Raw genomic sequence first — 18434 nt, 5'->3', positions numbered from 1 at the left:
GGGATGAACACGATGGATGATGCGATGCGACCCGATCCGGTGGGTACGAGTCCCTCGGGTCCCCGTGTGGGCCTCATCATGGGCAGCGATTCCGACTGGCCGACGATGGAGGCCGCCGCCGAGGCGCTCGCCGAGTTCGAGGTGCCGTTCGAGGTGGGTGTCGTCTCGGCGCACCGCACGCCGCAGCGCATGCTCGATTACGCCGCCGGTGCCGCCGACCGCGGGATCTCGGTGATCATCGCCGGCGCCGGTGGTGCCGCACACCTCCCCGGGATGGTGGCGTCGGCCACGCCGCTACCGGTGATCGGCGTCCCCGTGCCGCTGAAGTATCTCGACGGCATGGATTCACTGCTGTCGATCGTGCAGATGCCGGCCGGCGTCCCGGTCGCGACGGTGTCGATCGGTGGGGCCCGCAACGCGGGGCTGCTGGCGGTGCGGATCATCGCCACCGGCGACCCGGTCCTGCTGGCCCGGATGCAGGCGTTCCAGCGCAACCTCGAACAGATGGTCCTCGAGAAGGACGCGGCGTTGCGCCGCACCCTCATCGGCGACTGACTGCGCGCTACCCGGTGGGGAGCAGTCGCCGTCGGAAGAGGTCGAGCACCTCGTCGAGGGCGGCACGCGTCGGTTCCCCGGGAGCATCGACGAGATGCTCGGTGAGCACCGAGTGCGGCGGGGCCAGTGCGTCGGGGTTCGCCGCGTCGTCGGGGATCTCGATCGCGGTGAACGCGTCGCCGAGTTGCTCGGCGAGCCACTGGAAGCGCGCGGGAGGGCAGGCGCGATCGCCCGCGAACCGCAGCCCCAGCACGCCGAGACCGCCTGCGGCGCACCGGTTCTTGACTGTCGCGAGGTCGGCAGGGGAGATGTCGATGTTGTGGGTGCGACTCCGGCTGACGCCGAACGGCAACGACGGCTGCGACAGCACCGGCGCGATGAGTCGGTCGTCGGCGGCCATGGCGAGCGCGAACCCTCCGGTGAAACACATGCCCACCGCGCCGATGCCCGGACCGCCACACCGCTCGTGTTCGGCCGCGCCGAGGGCGCGCAACCACTGCACCACCGGTGACGACTTGCCGGTCGCCAGCACCGTGAACTCGCGACTGATGCAGGCCGGGACGATGGCGCGGGCGATCGTCGCCGCGGCGCCGAGTGCGGGGATGCGTGCGTCGAGGGGGTCCTTGCCGTCGACGCCGAACAGGTGCGGCATGACCGCGGTCAGTCCCAACCCGGCCACGGTGCGCGCGAACCCCGCCACCGCGGGGGTGATGCCCGGCATCTCGGAGATGACGATCACCGCGGGCCCCGAGCCGAGTCGGTACACCGGTGCGGTGCGTCCCTCGGCGGAGAACTCGATGCGGTCGAAGTCGGCGAGGGAGTCATTCGTCACGGGGTCCTCCGGGGGCTGTGGGCATGGCGCAAGCGTCGCAGAGTGCGTGCCGTCACACCAGCGTCGCGCCGGTTACCGCCCGGTAACACTCGTCGAGTCGAGGGTTAGCATGGGAGGTGACACATCACATTTGAGGAGACGCGACATGTCCGGCAACCCAGATTTCGACCTCTTCGCGCTGCCGGAGGAGCACGAGGCGCTGCGCGAGGCCATCCGCGCGTTGTCGGAGAAGGAGATCGAGCCCCACGCGGCCGACGTCGACGAGAACTCCCGCTTCCCGCAGGAGGCCCTCGATGCCCTCAACGCATCGGGCTTCAACGCGATCCACGTCCCCGAGGAGTTCGAGGGCCAGGGCGGTGATTCCGTCGCCGCCTGCATCGTCATCGAGGAGGTCGCCCGCGTCGACGCCTCGGCCTCGCTGATCCCCGCGGTGAACAAGCTCGGCACGATGGGGCTCATCCTCAGCGGATCCGACGAGCTCAAGAAGCAGGTCCTGCCCGACATCGCCTCCGGTGGTCTGCTCGCCTCCTACGGTCTGTCCGAGCGTGAGGCCGGTTCCGACGCCGCCTCCATGCGGACCCGGGCCAAGAAGACCTCCGAGGGCTGGGTCCTCAACGGCGGCAAGGCGTGGATCACCAACGGCGGCAAGTCGACCTGGTACACCGTCATGGCCGTGACCGATCCCGAGCAGGGCTCCAACGGCATCTCGGCGTTCATGGTGCACAAGGACGATCCGGGTTTCTCCACCGGCGGCTACGAGCGCAAGCTCGGCATCAAGGGTTCGCCGACCGCGGAGCTCTACTTCGAGAACTGTGAGATCCCCGCCGATCGCCTCATCGGCGAGGAGGGCACCGGCTTCAAGACCGCGCTGCAGACCCTCGACCACACCCGTCCCACCATCGGCGCGCAGGCCGTCGGTATCGCGCAGGGCGCGCTCGACAAGACCATCGAGTACGTCAAGGAGCGCAAGCAGTTCGGCAAGACGATCTCGCAGTTCCAGGGCGTCGAGTTCATGATCGCCGACATGGCGATGAAGGTGGAGGCCGCGCGGCTCATGGTCTACACCTCCGCGGCGCGCGCCGAACGCGGCGAGCCCAACCTCGGGTTCATCTCCTCGGCCTCGAAGTGCTTCGCCTCCGATGTCGCGATGTCGGTCACCACCGACGCGGTCCAGCTGTTCGGCGGCGCGGGCTACACCCGTGACTTCCCCGTGGAGCGGATGATGCGCGACGCCAAGATCACGCAGATCTACGAGGGCACCAACCAGATCCAGCGGGTCGTGATGTCGCGCGCACTGCTGCGCTGACCTCCGCCGCACCCACCGACGGATCCGGGCGGCCGCCTCACGACAGTGAGACGGTCGCCTTTTCCGTGTCGGCACGCCTCGCCATCGCGCCGGCGTCGGGGTGGGAGACATGCACCAGGCTCGCGCCGACGACAGGTGTCGCGAGCACGCCGCGGATGAGGCCGTCGGCGGTGTCCCAGCGGCAGGTCGACACCACGCGAGAACCCGCGGTGACGTCGTCGGCCGCGGCCCGGGCGGTCGCGGCGGCGACGATCTCGGCGACGGTGCGGCCGTCCAGCGCGGCGGGCCCGCCCACGATCGGTGCGAACTGGTCGCCGTGCACCCGCACCCCCGACCCGAAGTCGGTGACGCCGATCGGCAGATCGGCGACGGGGAGCGCGAACGGGTCGAGCGGGGCGACGACGACCTCGTCGACGTCGGCGTGCGCGTCGAGGCGGTCGCGCGCGCAGAACGCGACCGACACCGACGGATCGCTGCCGAGCACCACCTCGGCGCCGGCCCACCAGGCGCCGAGCAGGATCGTGAACGTCTGCCAGTGCTCGGGGAGGTCGACGGCGACCCGGTCGCCGGGTGCCACGCCGATCTCGTCGCGCAGGAAGTTCGCCGTCTTCGCGGCCCAGTTCACCGCGGTCAGCGTCGACAGCTCGGTGCGTTCCCCGGAGGCGTCGTCGTAGAAGGTGAACAGCGGGCTCGCGGGGTCGGTGGCCATAGCCGGGCCGAACACCGCGTCGGTGACGGTCGCGACGTCGCGCGCGGGACGAGTGCTCATGGTGGTGATCCTGTCGGTACGCGCCCGGGTCGATTGCGACGGGGTCGGCTCGAACGGGTCGGGGGACAGATCAGTTGACGCAGGCCGGACCCGACCCCGACGCCGTGATGGGTGGGGTGGTGGTCGTTGTCGAGGTCACACCCGCCGGTGTCGCGGCGGTGTCGGTGCTGCCCGGCTGTGCGCCGGTGTCGGTGATCGATCCCGGACCGGTGTAGGCGTCGGTGAGCATCAGCTTGAGGTGTCCGGCGGGGATCGACGGATCGACCTGCACCGGCAGGCCACCCATCTGGCGGGCGAGATCGGTCGCCGCGGCATTGCGTTCCGACGTCATGACCGCGCTGGTGGCGTCGGGACTGGAGGCGTTGCCCGTGGTGCCGCGCAGGAACCCGCGGCTGGTGGCGATGTTGGAGACGTTCGTGGCGAGCCCGTCCACCGAACCGGCGTTGACGACGTCGACGGTGTAGTCGGCCCGGTCGAGGCGACCGGGAGCGGGCTTCGTGAGCAGGGCACTGGTGAACCGCTGCACCGCAACAGGGTTCACGGTGACGACGGATTGCTGCCCGTCCTCGCTCCATCCCTGTTCGTCGGTCACCGGGATGGTCGCGAACTTCACCTTGCCGCCGCTGAGGTCCTTGAGCTGCTCGACGAACTTCAGGATGTCCCAGTTGTCGTCGATCACGATCGACCGTGACACCGCCTGCTCGAGATCGGACAGTTTGCCGGGGTTGGTGAGGGTGCCCGCCGAGAGCACCTTCTGGGCCAGCGACGCCATGAACACCTGCTGCCGCACGATGCGGTCGAGGTCGCCGCGGGGGAGGTCGTGGCGCTGGCGGACAAAGCTCAGGGCCTGGGCGCCGTCGAGGACCTGCCTGCCGGCCCGGAACCGCGCCCCCGAGAGGGGTTCGTCCACCGGGTTCTTGAGGCACACGTCGACGCCGCCGACGGCGTCGGTGAGCAGGACGAACCCGACCAGCCCGACCTCGGCGTAGTGGTCGACCTGCACCCCGGTGAGCTTGGCGACGGTGTCGATGAGCGCCTTGCGGCCGGCGGCGGTCGACTCGGTCTGGGCCTGCTCGGGCGAGGTGCCCGATTCGACGAGTGCTTCCCGGCGTGCCTCTTTCGTCGCCCCGTAGGCGGCGTTGATCTTGCTCATCCCGATCCCCGGCACGTCGACGTAGGAGTCGCGGGGGATCGAGATGGCCGTCGCCGAGGATCCGTCGTTGGGGATGCGGATCAACAGGATGGTGTCGGTGTTGGTGGCGACCTCGTCGCCCGCGTGGAGCTTCGCGGCCTCGGCCGGCGACAGCGGGTTGCCCTGGGCGTCGGTGCGGGAGTCGGTGCCCACCATGAGGATGTCGACGGCGCCGTCCTGGCCCGACCCCAGCGACAGGCCGCCGAGACGGGTGACGTTGTTCTCGAGGTCGGTGATGCCGTTCCATGCGTATCCGGTGAGGACGAGGACGGCGACCGAGGCCAGCGCGATCGCCAACCGCCCGGCCATTGGTCCGCGGCGCTTCGCCACGGCGTCGGGGGTGGCGGCGACGGGCGCGCGGGTGGCGGCAGCCCCCGATGACGTCGTCGCAGCTCGCGCCGCAGTGCGCGTGCGTGTGCCGGGTGCGCCTGCGGCGGGACCGGCGGCGCGGGGGTTCGGGGTACCGGGAACCGAGGTGCGGGGAGTCGAGGTGCGAGCAGGGGTGGTCCGCGATGCAGCCGGGCGGGCGCGACGATCGGCGGGACCACCGCGCCGAGGGGCGGCTCGACGACCACGGGGGTCGTCGGGTGGCTGCTGCACGGGGTCCTCTCGAGGTCGTGACGGGTGGGGCGGGTGGGGCGAACGGGTCTGAGACCTCACGGTACGTCCCCGGGGACCCCGAACCGGGGAACGCAACGCCGCACGGTCGGCGTCGTTCCCCCGGGCTCGCGCGATCGCGTCGATCGGTGGAGTCGGTGACCGGCCGATACGCTCGGTCGCGAGATGTGGGGTTGCGTCGAACGAGGGGAAGGGGTCTACCGGTGATGAGCGACACACACGACCAGGACACGCAGGGGCAGGCGGCGACTCGACCCGGCCGTCTCATCGTGATCGGTGCCGGCGGGCAGGTCGGGCGTCTGCTCGCCGCCGGACCCGACGCGGTGGCCCTGGGTCGCGAGGACATCGACATCGCCGACGCCGTGCACGTGGACCGTGCGCTCGCCGACCTCACCCCCGACGACGTCGTGGTCAACTGCGCGGCCCACACCGCGGTCGACGCGGCCGAGACCGACGTCGAGGCGGCCCGCCTGGGCAACGAGATCGGTCCGGCGAACCTCGCGCGGGCGACCGCACGGTACGGAGCGCGACTGATCCATCTCTCCACCGACTATGTGTTCTCGGATGCGGCGGGTGGCGACCGGGTGCCCAGGGAGCCCGGTGACCTCGATCCCGAGGCGCAGCCGGCGTCGGTGTACGGGCGCACCAAGCTCGCCGGTGAACGCGCCGTCGCCCGGATCGACCCGCGCGCGACCGTCGTACGGACGGCATGGGTCTACACCGGCGCCCTCGGCGGCAGCGATTTCGTCGCCACGATGCGTCGCCTCGAAGCCGAACGCGACACGGTGTCGGTGGTCGACGACCAGGTCGGATCACCCACCTACGCCGTCGATCTCGCGGCCGGGCTGCTCGCGCTCGCCGACCGTCCCGACGTCACGGGGGCGACGCTGCACGCGACCAACGCCGGGAGCTGCTCGTGGTTCGACCTCGCACGTGCGGTGTTCGCCGGGGTGGGCGCCGATCCGGAGCGGGTCGCCCCCACGACGACCGCGGCGTTCCCCCGCCCGGCGCCCCGGCCGTCCTACTCGGTTCTGTCGGGTCGGTCATGGGCGGCCGCGGGGCTGCCGCCGCTGCGCGACTGGCGTTCCGGGCTCACCGCGGCGCTGGCCGCAGACGGGGTGGCCGGGCCGAGTGTGTGAGAACCCGCCCGGGCGGTGGGTCACCGACGGTTGGTTACCCTTGCTCGGTGACTGACCTGGCTGTGGTGACCGTGACCTACTCGTCGGGGGACCATCTCGCCGCCTTTCTCCGCAGCCTCCGCACCGCGACCACCGTCGACCACCGGGTGATCATCGCCGACAACGGCTCGACCGACGGCGCCCCCGAGGCCGCCGAACGCGACTTCGACAACGTCACCCTCGTCGACACCGGCGCCAACATCGGTTACGGCGGTGCCGCGAACCGTGCGGTCGCCGAGGTGGATCCCGCGATCGAGTTCGTGATCGTGGCCAACCCCGACGTCGAATGGACCCCGGGGTCCATCGACGAACTCCTCGCCGTCGCTCGTCGTCGTCCGCGCGCCGGATCGATCGGTCCGCTGATCCGCGAACCCGACGGCACCGTCTACCCCTCGGCCCGACGCGTCCCCGACCTGGTGTCGGGAACCGGCCACGCCGTCCTGGGCAAGGTGTGGAAGTCCAATCCCTGGACCACCGCCTACCGCCAGCAGGACGCCGACATCGCCGAACGGACCGTCGGGTGGCTGTCGGGATCGTGCCTGCTGCTGCGCCGCGCCGCCTTCGACTCCATCGACGGGTTCGATTCCCGCTACTTCATGTACATGGAGGACGTCGACCTCGGTGACCGTCTGGCGCGCGCCGGGTGGCTCAACGTCTACGCACCGAGCGCCGAGGTGATCCACCGCAAGGGCCACGTCGCCGGTGAACACCCTGAACTCATGCTGCCCGCCCATCACCAGAGCGCCTACCGATTCCAGGCCGATCGACACCCGGGCGCCCGCTGGGCGCCGTTGCGCGCGGGGCTCGGCGCGGGTCTGTGGGTCCGGTCGAAGGTGGCCGTGGCCTCGGCCCGCCGGGCCGCGAGAAACCGGGCGGTCTCGCCTACTGTGAACGCAGTTCAACCACCCACGATGGAGGCATGAGTGGCACCGACCGATGGCGACATCACGCACACCGGCACGTCCGGGGGTGGCGTCCAGGCAGTGATCCTGGTGGGCGGCAAGGGGACCCGGCTACGGCCGCTCACCCTCTCGGCCCCCAAGCCGATGCTTCCCACCGCCGGGATGCCGTTCCTCACCCATCTGCTGTCGCGGATCGGCGCGGCAGGTATCACCGACGTGGTGCTCGGTACGTCGTTCAAGGCCGAGGTGTTCGCCGAACACTTCGGTGACGGGTCGAAGCTCGGCATGCATCTGTCGTACGTGACCGAGACCGAACCCCTGGGCACGGGCGGGGCGATCCGCAACGTGCTGCCAGAGCTCACCGCGGACACGATCCTCGTCTTCAACGGAGACGTGTTGGGCGGCACCGACGTCCGCGCGGTGCTCGACACCCATCACTCGTCGGGTGCCGACGTCACGATCCACCTGGTGCGCGTGGGCGATCCGCGTGCGTTCGGGTGTGTCCCGACCGACGACGACGGTCGCGTGACGGCGTTCCTGGAGAAGACGCAGGATCCGCCGACCGATCAGATCAATGCGGGCTGCTACGTCTTCAAGCGGTCGGTCATCGAGGAGATCGACGCCGGCCGACCGGTCTCGGTCGAACGTGAGGTGTTTCCCGGCCTGCTCGCGCACGGCAGGCACGTCCACGCCCACGTCGACACCGGGTACTGGCGCGACATGGGGACCCCGGAGGACTTCGTGCAGGGTTCGGCCGATCTGGTGCGCGGGATCGCGCCGTCGCCGGCGTTGTCGGGACCGCGCGGTGAGTCCCTCGTGCACGAGGGTGCCGGTGTCGCCCCCGGGGCCGTCCTCGTCGGCGGCACGGTCGTCGGACGCGGAGCCGAGATCGGCGCCCGCGCACGACTCGACGGTGCGGTGGTCTTCGACGGTGCGGTGATCGAGGCCGGAGCGGTCGTGGAACGCAGCATCATCGGGTTCGGGGCCCGTATCGGTCCCCGGGCGCTGGTGCGTGACGGGGTGATCGGCGACGGCGCGGACATCGGTGCGCGGTGCGAACTGCTCCGTGGCGCCCGCGTGTGGCCGGGGGTCACGATCCCCGACGGCGGGGTGCGGTTCTCCACCGACGTGTGATGACGCGACCGATGATCGATCCGGACCGACCCGTCACACGGTTCGTCGCCGTGGGCGACTCATTCCCCGAGGGTGTCGGCGACGACGAACCCCTGTGCCCCAACGGTGTCCGTGGGTGGGCCGACCGCACCGCGGAGGTGCTGGCACGTCGTGCGGCGCGTCGCGGTGACGAGCCGCTGCGGTACGCGAACCTCGCGATCCGCGGGAAGTTGCTCGGTCCGGTGGTGACCGATCAGCTCGACCCGGCACTGCGTATGGCGCCGGATCTGGTGGCGATCTGCGCGGGCGTCAACGATCTGTTGCGCCCGTCGGTCGACATCGACGACCTCATGGCGCGGTACGACTCCGCGATCGGAGCGCTCGTCGACACCGGTGCGCTCGTGTTCACGTTCACCGCGTTCGACACCGCAGCCCGACCGCTGTTCGCCGCGCTGCGTGGACGTTTCGCCATCTACAACGAACTGTTGCGCGAGATCGCCGACCGCCGCGGGGTCCATCTGGTCGACTTCTGGCGGATGCGCGAGTTCGCCGATCGGCGGATGTGGGAGTTCGACCGGATGCATCTGTCGCCGGCCGGTCATCATCAGATGGCGATCTGCGTGCTCGAATCCCTGGGCGTGGCCCACGATCTCGTCCCCGTGACCTTCGGCCCCGCGGAGGAGGTCTCGGCCGCGCAGCGACGAAAGGGCAACCGGCAGTGGGCGACCCAGGCGGCCGCGCCGTGGATCGGGCGTCGTCTACGGGGTCGGTCGCGCGGGGACAACATGTCGCCGAAGTACCCCGAGCTCACCGAGCTCGCGCCCACGCCCTAGCTCCACCCACCAGGGTCATTCCTCGTCGGTCGGAGCGGTGCGCGCGGCGGCGAGCAGGCCACGCCCGAGCGGGATGACCACCGGCAGCAGGCCGTCGTCCTCGGAGATCATCAGCGCCGCGGCGCGGGCGGCCGAGGTCTCGGGATCGGTCCGCGACGGGTCGGCGATCCGCCCGTCGGCGGTGGCGTCGTGCACCAGCAGCACGCCGCCGGGACGGAGGAGTCGCAGCCCCTCGGTGACGTAGCGCGGCTGGTCGATGACGGCGCCGTCGACGAACACAACGTCGTAGGACGCGTCGGCGAGTCGTGGCAGCACGTCGGCGGCGCGTCCGTTGATCAGTCGGGTCCGTGACGAGGCGACACCGGCGGCGGCGAAGGCGACCCTGGCCGCCCGCTGATGCTCGGAGTCCGGGTCGATGGTGGTGAGCACCCCGTCGGCCCGCATCCCGGCGAGCAACCAGAGGCCGCTGACTCCGGCGCCGGTGCCGATCTCGACCACGTTGCGGGCATCGGTCAGCCGGGTCAGCAGGCAGAGCGTCGCTCCGACGGCGGGGGAGACGGCGGCGGCGCCGAGTTCGTGGGCGCGTTCGCGTGCGGCGAGGAGGGTGTCGTCCTCGGCGATCGCCGACTCGGCGTACTCGCGGAGCGACTCATGGCCGGGGTCGCGGGTCGGGCTGTCGGTCGGCTGGTCACCGGGGGTGTCGGACACGCAGACAGGTTAACCGTCAGCGGTCGCTCGATCGGCCAGGTCGGGGTCGCCTGCGCGTGGCGGCGACGGCCCGTCGGTGTCGCCACAGGGCCTCGTCGCGACTCTCAGGCAACGCTCAGGCCACTCATACGGCTCACATACCCCGATGTACCAGAGTCATGGACAACGACACAGCGATCGTCACCGCGGGACACCGCGGACCGCGTCGGTTCGGGAACATCCCGGACCATGACGAGGTTCTCCTGGCAGAGATGACATCCCGCGCGTCGACCCCGAGAGGAAGTGGAGCCGCGCACATGATCGACACCCCCCGATCCGCCGACATCGCAGACAGCACACAGGCCACGGTGGAGACCGCTGCGTCCACCGACTCCGTCGCGGGGGAGCGGACAGGCACCGCCCGGTTCGACGAGACCGGTGACGGTGCGCTCATGCCGTCGTGGGACGAGTTGGTCCGCGAACACGCCGATCGTGTGTACCGCCTCGCCTACCGCCTGTCGGGCAACCAGCACGACGCCGAGGATCTGACCCAGGAGACGTTCATCCGGGTCTTCCGGTCGCTGTCGAACTACCGCCCCGGCACGTTCGAGGGCTGGTTGCACCGCATCACGACCAACCTGTTCCTCGACATGGTCCGCCGTCGCGCCAAGATCCGTATGGAGGCACTGCCCGAGGACTACGAGCGCGTTCCCGGCTCGGCGCCCGATCCGGGACGCGCCTACGACGACGCCAACCTCGACCCCGATCTGCAGCAGGCGCTCGACGCGTTGGCACCGGAGTTCCGTGCCGCGGTCGTCCTGTGTGACATCGAGGGTCTGTCGTACGAGGAGATCGCGACGACGCTCGGCGTGAAGCTCGGTACCGTGCGCAGTCGCATCCATCGTGGTCGACAGGCCATCCGCGATCACCTCGCCGCCAACGGTCACACCAGCAGTCGCTCGGTCACCACCTCGATCTAGACGCCACGGCCGAGGCCGGGCGGGTTCTTCGGGAACCCGACAGGGGTGGTGATCGTTGTCCCCTCGGTGCCGGACACACGACACCGCCGAGAGCTTTCGCTATCGTGGGGCACGCCCGCGGCTCGTCGCTCTCGGGTCCGACCGTGAGAGACCGCCGACTCGAAGGGGTGATGACCGTGGACCGGCTACGAGGTCCGTTCGGCCCCGATCCTGACGACGCAGACCCGCGCGACGCAGGATCTCGCGACCGCCGAGCTGCACGGCGCCCGGCATCGTCGTCGCTGTCGCCGAACACCGCCTATCGTGCGCCCGGTTCGGCCGGAGGGCGTTCGTTCGCCCCCACCGATCATCTCGCCACCGAGGCCGTCGCGGCCTACGTCGACGGCGAGCTCCGGATGAACGCCCACCTGCGCGCCGCGCGCCACATCGCGGCCTGCGCCGACTGCGCCGCCGAGGTCGATGCGCAGGCAGCCGCGCGTACCGCGCTGCGCGGCTGCGCGGACATCACCATGCCCCTGGGGCTGTTGGGCGCCCTCACCGACATCCCGAGTCGGGAGATCGATCTCCGCAGTGCCCTGGAGCGGTCGCGCGACACCGATCGCCGTGCCCCCGATCGCGGGGGACCGCTGTCGGCCCCGGGTTTCCCGGTGCATCGTCCGAGCCGTTGGCGCCATCGGTGATCCCGGCGACGGCGGCCGCGGGCACGACGCGATGACCCCGCCCCCACCCGACGACACCTCCGACACGTCCTCCTCGACGTCGTCCCCGGACGTCACTCCGGTGAACACCTCGAAATCCGAACCGAGTGCGGGTCCGCGGCAGGGTCGACACTCGCCGGTGTCGCCGCAGACCGCAGCGGTGTTCGGGCGCCCCGCCGGCGTCGACGGTTCGTTCGCCGCGCCGGAACACCAGCGCGCCCGCGCCGTGCAACCAGTGGTCGGTGCACCCGATCCCGTTCTGCGCGAGGCGTTCTCCCGTCCGCCGGGTGCCGACGAGGCCGTGCAGCGCGATCCCGACTCGCGCTACGGCGAGAGCGCAGAGACCGAGACGACCCCCGACCCGTGGCGCGACCCGGCGAGCGTGGCCGGTCTCGACGCACCGGCGCTGGCCACCGCACAGGCGGCGGCACCCGTGCTTCCCGGCGCCAAGCTCGGCGTCCGTGAACTGCTCTTCGACCGCATCGTCAGCTGGCGCGCCCTGGCCGTCCTCGGGGTCGTCGCGCTGGCCATCGGGCTGGTGGGCGGGTTGTTCGGTCGCCTGACCGCCGAGGTCGTGCCGCCACTGCACTCCGACTCGGTCTCGCTGGGATCCGGCGAGAACGCGCCACGCGCCGACGGAGGACGTGTCGCACAGGTCGCCCAGGCGGTGGAGAGGGCGGTCGTCGCCATCAACGTCCGCACGGCGAACTCGATCGGGACCGGATCGGGCGTGGTGCTCGACAAATCCGGGTACATCCTCACCAACAACCACGTCATCTCCCAGGCCGCCACCGAGCGCGCCGCGCTCGAGGTGACGTTCTTCGACCGACAGCGGGTCCCGGCCCGCATCGTGGGTCGTGACATCCGGACCGACCTCGCGGTGATCAAGGTCGACGGCGTCGACGACCTCACCGTCGCGTCGCTGGGGAACTCCGCCGATCTCGAGATAGGCCAGGAGGTCATCGCGTTCGGCTCGCCGCTGGGTCTCGACCGGACCGTCACCAGCGGCATCGTCAGCGCGACGAACCGCGCGGTCCCGCTCCGCCCGGACGACACGTCCGACACCGACGCGGTGCTCGACGGCATCCAGACCGACGCCGCGATCAACCCCGGCAACTCCGGTGGCCCGTTGGTCGACGACAACGCGAACGTGGTCGGGATCAACACCGCGAGGGCCGGCGCCGACGGCAGCTCGTTCGGGTTGGGATTCGCGATCCCGATCAACGAGGCCAGGCAGGTGGCCGACGAGCTGATCCGCGACGGCAAGGCCGTCCACGCCCAGATCGGTGTGAACGCCAGCACGGTCCGCAACGCCGCGGTGCTCGGCGCGCAGATCCGCAACATCGTGGGTGGATCCCCGGCAGCGGGGGCGGGCCTGCGTGAGGGCGACGTCATCACCGCGTTCGACAACCGGCCCATCGACGGAGCCGACGAGCTCACGGTCGCGGTACGCACCTCGACCATCGGCAAGTCGGTGCCGTTCACCTACTGGCGGGACAATCGAACCTTCACCGCGTCCATCACACCCGCGGCCGACTGAGTAGCCTGCAACTGTGTTCAGCAGCGTCGGATGGGGCGAGCTCCTGGTACTCCTGGTGGCCGGTCTGGTCATCCTCGGACCCGAGCGGTTGCCCGGTGCCGTCAGCTGGACGATGAAATCGCTGCGGCAGGTCCGCGAGTACGCGGCAGGGGCGACCAACCAGCTCAAGGACGACCTCGGACCGGATTTCGAGGATTTCCGCAAACCGCTGGCCGAACTCAACGAGCTGCGGGGGATGACGCCCCGATCGCTGATCACCAAGCACCTGCTCGACGGCGACGACTCGTTCTTCTCGGGCAACTTCGACGACGACACCCGCATCAAACCGGTGTCGGCGCCGATGCCCGAGATCAACCCGACCCCGGCGCCCGCGCTGACGACCGACGGCCCCGGTCCGTCGCTCACCAAGAAGACCTCTCCCGATCTGTCGAAGGCGACGCGGCCCGCGGCCGAGAAGTCCGCGACACGCACGACGACGCCGGATCAGCCCACAAAGCGCTCGGTCGTCGACTGGGACGCGACCTAGCGGTCCGTATCCCGGACGGTCAGGCGTTGCGCGCGGTGTCGATGCCCAGCGACATCCCCGCCAGGCCCCGACGACGCACGGCGAGGCGCTGGGCGATGTCGCGCAGCGCGGCCCCGGCCGGGGATGTCGGATCGGAGAGCACCAGCGGCACGCCGCTGTCGCCGCCCTCGCGTAGTGCCGTCTCCAACGGGATCGAACCGAGCAGGGCGACCTCGGCTCCGACCGCGCGGGTGAGCCTTTCGGCCACCAACGCGCCGCCGCCGGAACCGAACGGCTCGATGCGGCTGCCGTCGGGCAGTTCCATCCACGACATGTTCTCCACCACGCCGGCGATCTTCTGCCTGGTCTGCAGGGCGATCGCACCGGCACGCTCGGCGACCTCGGCGGCGGCCTGCTGGGGGGTGGTGACGACGAGGATCTCGGCCCCGGGGATGAGCTGGGCGATGGAGATGGCGATGTCGCCGGTGCCCGGCGGCAGATCGAGGAGCAACACGTCGAGGTCGCCCCAGTAGACGTCGGCGAGGAACTGCTGCAGTGCGCGGTGCAACATCGGTCCGCGCCACACGACCGGGGTGTTGCCGCTGGTGAACTGGGCGATGGAGATGAACTTCACGCCGTGCGCCATCGGCGGCATGATCATCTTCTCGACCTGCGTGGGCTTGGCGTCGTTGCCCATCATGCGGGGCACCGAGTGGCCGTAGATGTCGGCGTCGAGGACCCCCACCGTGAGTCCGCGCTCGGCGAGGGCCGCCGCGAGGTTGACCGTCACGCTGGACTTGCCGACACCGCCCTTGCCCGAGGCGACGGCGTAGACGCGGGTCAGGGATCCGGGTTGGGCGAACGGGATCACCGGTTCGGCCCGGTCGCCACGCAACGACTTGCGCAGTTCGGTGCGCTGTTCGTCGTCCATCACGTCGAGTTCCACTCGGACCGCGCCGACGCCGGGGACGTCGGAGGCGGCGGTCGTGACGCGCTCGGTGATCTCGGTGCGCAGGGGGCAGCCCGACGTCGTGAGGTAGATCCCGATGTCGACGCTGCCGTCGTCGGCCACGGTGACCGACTTCAGCATGCCGAGGTCGGTGATCGGTTTCCCGATCTCGGGGTCGGTCACCTTGGCCAGGGCGGTACGGATCGCGGATTCGGTGTCGTCGTTCATCGTCGCCCAGCGTATCCGCCGGCGAGCGACCCCTGAGCCGCCGGTGGGCGAGCGGCCGCTTCTACGGTTCCAGCGCCAGCGACGGTGTGGGACGCAGGGTGAGCGAACGGATCACGCACGGCCCGGCGGGCGGTGCGGCAGCGGTCAGGGCACCGGTGAGCTCGCCGGCGAGTCCGATCGGGCCGCATCGCGTACCCAGGGCGTCGACACCGACACCGGTGACCTCGATGGTCGTCGGGCCGGTCGGGGTGATGGTCCAGGGGAGCGCCGCGGTCCGGGCGATGGCGCAGAGCGGGTTCGGTCCGCTCAACACGGCCTTGCCGACCGTCGCCGACGTGCCGTCGGGTGCAATCGTGACCGTGAGATCGACGGTGCACGACACCGGTCCGGCCGGCGAGGTGACCGCGATCGTGGCCGGGACGTCGAAGGCCGCCTTCGCCGCACGCAGGCGTGCGGTCGGTGCCGGTTCGGTCGCACCGGGGGCACCGGGGGTCGGCGAGGCACCGGGTGCACCCGACGGCGCCGGCGGGGCGCCGGGTGCGCGCGGGGTCGGCGCGGCGCTGGTCGCGGGTCGCTTGACCTCCAGGACCGATGCAGTCGGCACCGCGCCCGTCGCGTAGGCCAGAGCCCAGGTGAGGACGTTCGAGACGTACTCGAGGGAGTTGTTGTATCGCAGGACGGCGGCGACGCGGTGCTGCGGGCTCATGATGTCGCTGACCCCGGCGCACAGGTACCGACCCGCGGAGTAGGTGGCGTCGAAGATGTTGTTCGGATCGGCCCGGCCGTCGCCGTTGCCGTCGGAGCCCCAGGACGCCCAGGTGCTGGGGATGAACTGCATCGGACCCATGGCGCGATCGTGGGTGGGGTCGCCGTCGATGGCTCCGCGGTCGGTGTCGGTGATGACCGCGTTGCCCGCGAGACTGCCGTCGAGCACGGGGCCGGCGATGGGGTTGATGGTGGTGCCCGAGGCGTCGACCGAACCGTCGCCGGCGTGCCCGGACTCGATGCGGCCGATGCCGGCGAGGAGGAACCACGGCAGCTTGCAGGCGGCGTTCTCCGAGCCCACGCGGTCGGCGGCGAGCTTGTAGGCGCGCAGCATGATCCCCGGTATCCCCAGGGGGCCCGAGGGGAGGGCGGGGGCGAGGGTGCGCACACCGGCCGGGACGACCTCGGCCGCGGTCGCGAGTGCCGCAGGCGGGGCGAACCCCAGCGTGCGGGGTCCGGAGTCGACGATCGCGGCGGCGGGGGTCACCTCGGCGGCGGCCAGGGCCGACGCCGGTTGGCGTTGTGCGCTCGAGGTAGCGGCGCCGAGGACGAAGACGCCGACCAGCAGTGTCGCGACACCCATCGGCACGTACCGGCCGGCGTTCATGGGGGGTCGCACGGGACGTCCCTCTCGACCGGGCTTGCGGGCACGTTGTCGGGCCAGGGCCGCGTCGATGACGCCTCGGGACTGCACAGGGGCACCGCTTTCTCACACACGAGTTCGCCGACGGGACAGTCGACTTCGACGGTGGCGTGTCGATCGTGCTCGGTCGGTACCGTCCCCCGGACCGGGCTGTGATCCACGATACATATGGGACGAGCGTGCGGGAGGCGAACGGTCAGGTACGCGGTCCCCGGCGGTGATCGGTGTCGGTGACGTCGGCGGTCTCGGGATCGCGCAGGGCCGTCCGCAGTTCGGTCAGGAGGTCGTCGAGTTCGCGCCGTAGGTAGTCGCGGGTCACGGTGTCGCCGACGGCCAGGCGAACCGCGGCGAGCTCGCGGGCGAGGAACTCGGTGTCGGCCTTGGTCTGCTCCGCACGCATCCGATCTTCCTCGAGGGCCACCCGGTCGCGGTTCTCCTGACGGTTCTGCGCCAACAGGATCAACGGTGCCGCGTAAGCGGCCTGGGTCGAGAACGCGAGGTTGAGCAGGATGAACGGGTAGGGATCCCACTGGATGCTCAGCGCCACCATGTTCAGCGCGATCCACACGATCACCACGACGGTCTGGATCGCGAGGTAGCGGCCGGTGCCGAGGAATCGTGCGAGTCGTTCGCTGTAGACCCCGACGATGTCGGCGTCGAGATGGAACGGCAGACGGCGCCGGCCCTTGGTCGGGGTGTCGAGGCGGCGTCCGCCCCGTGCGGAGGACTCGGGGCTCACGACAGGCCTCCCCGCACCCTCGACCGCCCCGCGACGACGGTGTCGTCGTCACCGGGTTCGTTCTCTCGCCAGTCCTCGGGCAGCAGATGGTCGAGGAGGTCGTCGACGGTGACCGCACCGAGGAGGTGCCCCTCGGCGTCCACGACCGGTCCGCACACGAGGTTGTAGGTGGCGAAGTAGCGGGTCACGGCCTCGAGCGAGTCCTCGGGACCCAGCCGTGCGAGATCGGTGTCGAGGATGCCGCCGACGAGGTCGGCCGGCGGTTCGCGCAGCAGAGCCTGCAGGTGCACGCACCCGAGGTATTTGCCCGTCGGCGTGGCCGTCGGCGGGCGGACCACGAAGGTCAGGCTCGCCGACGCCGGGGTGAGATCGGGGTTGCGGGCGCGGGCCAGCGCCTCGGCGATGGTCGTGCTCGCCGTCACGATGAGCGGCTCGGGTGTCATGAGGCCACCGGCGGTGTCGGGGGAGTGCGACAGCAGCCGTCGCACCGGTGCCGACTCCTCCGGGTCCATGCGTTGCAGGAGGGCTTCGGCCTCGGTGTCGGGCAGCTCGCCGAGGAGGTCGGCGGCGTCGTCGGGATCCATCGCCTCGAGGACGTCGGCGGCCCGGTCGACCTCCATCCGACCGATCAGCTCGGTCTGGTCGTCGACGGGGAGCTCCTGGATCACGTCGGCGAGTCGTTCGTCGTCGAGGGCGCCGGCGATCTCCTGGCGGCGTTTGGACGGCAGCTCGCGCAACGCGTTGGCGACGTCGGCCGCGCGCATGCCCTCGAACTGCGAGAGTGCCTGTGTCACACCCTGTCCGGGCTCCTCGAGACTGCTGTGGGTGAGGCCGCGCACCGACGACCACCCCACCACGTGGGTCTCGCCGCGTCGGCCGAGTCGCGAGCGGGTGCCGCGCAGCGCGACCCGGGAGATCACCCAGTCGCGGGTGCGGTTGCGCTCGATGCCCAGGTCGACGACGTGCATGTCGGCGCCGGCGAGCTCGGGGAGATCGGGATCGACGACCTGCACGCGACTGTCGAGGATCTGCCCGATCGCCAGCGACTCGCCGGGACGCAGGTTCAGCCGCCGCATGCTGACGGTGCCGGTGTTGAGGTTCACCGACGTCGGTTCGATGCTGGTGACCCGCAACATGGGCACGAAGATGCGTCGCCGGGTGCTGAGTTCGACGGCCAGACCGAGCGCTCGCGGCGGCGCCGAGTCGAAGCGCAGCGACAGGACGAGATCGCGTACCCGACCTATCGACTCGCCGTCGGGACCGAGGACCGCGAGGCCCGCGAGCCTGGCCACGAACACCTTGCTCACTGCTGCCATGGCTGACAGGGTAGTGCGAGCCCTCGGCTGGTCGACGTGGTGTGTCGATGACGACACCCGCGCGGACCGAGATGCCGGAATACCGA

General features: G+C 70.8%; 18 protein-coding genes. 10 read left to right on the top strand and 8 right to left on the bottom strand.

Annotated features, from left to right (window positions below; genetic code table 11):
• The first annotated feature begins 3 nt into the window (after positions 1–3).
• A complete protein-coding gene (gene purE, locus ASG12_RS14895; protein ID WP_235457109.1) occupies positions 4–555 on the top strand; it encodes a 5-(carboxyamino)imidazole ribonucleotide mutase in 552 nt (183 codons plus the stop codon).
• 7 nt (positions 556–562) lie between these two features.
• Here purE and ASG12_RS14890 read toward each other — a convergent pair whose 3' ends face one another.
• Positions 563–1387, bottom strand: a complete 825-nt coding sequence (locus ASG12_RS14890) for a dienelactone hydrolase family protein (RefSeq protein ID WP_055791196.1) — start codon at positions 1385–1387, stop codon at positions 563–565.
• 145 nt (positions 1388–1532) lie between these two features.
• Between ASG12_RS14890 and ASG12_RS14885 the strand changes: the two genes are divergently transcribed.
• Entirely contained in the window at positions 1533–2693 is a 1161-nt protein-coding gene (locus ASG12_RS14885) for an acyl-CoA dehydrogenase (protein WP_045822159.1), read from the top strand.
• Between the two features lie 37 nt (positions 2694–2730).
• On the opposite strand, the gene ASG12_RS14880 is transcribed toward ASG12_RS14885, so the two are convergent.
• Together ASG12_RS14880 and ASG12_RS14875 are read right to left on the bottom strand one after the other, a co-directional pair.
• Positions 2731–3462, bottom strand: a complete 732-nt coding sequence (locus ASG12_RS14880) for a TIGR03089 family protein (protein WP_055791194.1) — start codon at positions 3460–3462, stop codon at positions 2731–2733.
• Between the two features lie 70 nt (positions 3463–3532).
• Positions 3533–5254, bottom strand: coding sequence for an LCP family protein (locus tag ASG12_RS14875; protein WP_235457108.1), 1722 nt, complete (start codon positions 5252–5254; stop codon positions 3533–3535).
• Between the two features lie 224 nt (positions 5255–5478).
• Between ASG12_RS14875 and rfbD the strand changes: the two genes are divergently transcribed.
• Genes rfbD through ASG12_RS14855 form a run of 4 tightly spaced genes read left to right on the top strand, consistent with a single transcriptional unit; the run spans position 5479 to position 9298 of the window.
• Positions 5479–6411, top strand: coding sequence for a dTDP-4-dehydrorhamnose reductase (gene rfbD / locus ASG12_RS14870; protein WP_055791190.1), 933 nt, complete (start codon positions 5479–5481; stop codon positions 6409–6411).
• A 47-nt stretch (positions 6412–6458) separates the two neighbouring features.
• Entirely contained in the window at positions 6459–7373 is a 915-nt protein-coding gene (locus ASG12_RS14865; protein WP_200932797.1) for a glycosyltransferase family 2 protein, read from the top strand.
• Entirely contained in the window at positions 7374–8486 is a 1113-nt protein-coding gene (locus ASG12_RS14860) for a sugar phosphate nucleotidyltransferase (protein ID WP_235457106.1), read from the top strand. It begins immediately after the preceding gene.
• A gap of 11 nt (positions 8487–8497) precedes the next feature.
• Positions 8498–9298 (top strand): SGNH/GDSL hydrolase family protein, encoded by an 801-nt coding sequence (locus tag ASG12_RS14855; RefSeq protein WP_055792124.1) that lies wholly within the window; start codon positions 8498–8500, stop codon positions 9296–9298.
• A 15-nt stretch (positions 9299–9313) separates the two neighbouring features.
• Here the strand turns inward: ASG12_RS14855 and ASG12_RS14850 are convergent, their stop codons facing one another.
• Positions 9314–10006, bottom strand: coding sequence for an O-methyltransferase (locus ASG12_RS14850; protein ID WP_082502038.1), 693 nt, complete (start codon positions 10004–10006; stop codon positions 9314–9316).
• Between the two features lie 296 nt (positions 10007–10302).
• On the opposite strand from ASG12_RS14850, the gene sigE reads away from it, so the two are divergent.
• The 4 genes from sigE to tatB all read left to right on the top strand — a co-directional run bounded on the left by sigE (position 10303) and on the right by tatB (position 13729).
• Positions 10303–10965: an RNA polymerase sigma factor SigE gene (gene sigE / locus ASG12_RS14845; RefSeq protein WP_082502088.1), complete on the top strand. Its 663-nt coding sequence runs from the start codon at positions 10303–10305 to the stop codon at positions 10963–10965.
• 143 nt (positions 10966–11108) lie between these two features.
• On the top strand, positions 11109–11645 hold the full coding sequence (locus tag ASG12_RS14840; RefSeq protein ID WP_327197955.1) for a hypothetical protein: 537 nt from the start codon (positions 11109–11111) through the stop codon (positions 11643–11645).
• Between the two features lie 31 nt (positions 11646–11676).
• Complete coding sequence (locus ASG12_RS14835) at positions 11677–13203, top strand: S1C family serine protease (RefSeq protein ID WP_082502037.1); 1527 nt, start codon at positions 11677–11679, stop codon at positions 13201–13203.
• 13 nt (positions 13204–13216) lie between these two features.
• The gene (gene tatB, locus ASG12_RS14830; protein WP_082502036.1) at positions 13217–13729 is read left to right on the top strand and encodes a Sec-independent protein translocase protein TatB; all 513 of its coding nucleotides are present in this window, start codon (positions 13217–13219) and stop codon (positions 13727–13729) included.
• 19 nt (positions 13730–13748) lie between these two features.
• Here tatB and ASG12_RS14825 read toward each other — a convergent pair whose 3' ends face one another.
• From ASG12_RS14825 to ASG12_RS14810, 4 genes are all read right to left on the bottom strand, one after another.
• Positions 13749–14885, bottom strand: a complete 1137-nt coding sequence (locus ASG12_RS14825) for an Mrp/NBP35 family ATP-binding protein (RefSeq protein WP_055791185.1) — start codon at positions 14883–14885, stop codon at positions 13749–13751.
• A gap of 61 nt (positions 14886–14946) precedes the next feature.
• Positions 14947–16269 carry a lytic murein transglycosylase gene (locus tag ASG12_RS22350; RefSeq protein WP_443089100.1) on the bottom strand — a complete coding sequence of 441 codons (1323 nt, stop codon included), beginning with the start codon at positions 16267–16269 and terminating at the stop codon, positions 14947–14949.
• A 220-nt stretch (positions 16270–16489) separates the two neighbouring features.
• On the bottom strand, positions 16490–17032 hold the full coding sequence (locus ASG12_RS14815; RefSeq protein ID WP_055791180.1) for a DUF1003 domain-containing protein: 543 nt from the start codon (positions 17030–17032) through the stop codon (positions 16490–16492).
• Positions 17029–18348 (bottom strand): magnesium transporter MgtE N-terminal domain-containing protein, encoded by a 1320-nt coding sequence (locus tag ASG12_RS14810; protein ID WP_055791174.1) that lies wholly within the window; start codon positions 18346–18348, stop codon positions 17029–17031. Before ASG12_RS14810 ends, ASG12_RS14815 begins: the two co-directional genes overlap by 4 nt.
• Positions 18349–18434 lie beyond the last annotated feature (86 nt).

The organism is Williamsia sp. Leaf354 (assembly GCF_001424365.1).
Classification (GTDB): domain Bacteria; phylum Actinomycetota; class Actinomycetes; order Mycobacteriales; family Mycobacteriaceae; genus Williamsia_A.
The sequence above is the reverse complement of the archived record's forward strand: the minus strand, read 5'-3'. Positions and strand labels throughout refer to the sequence as shown.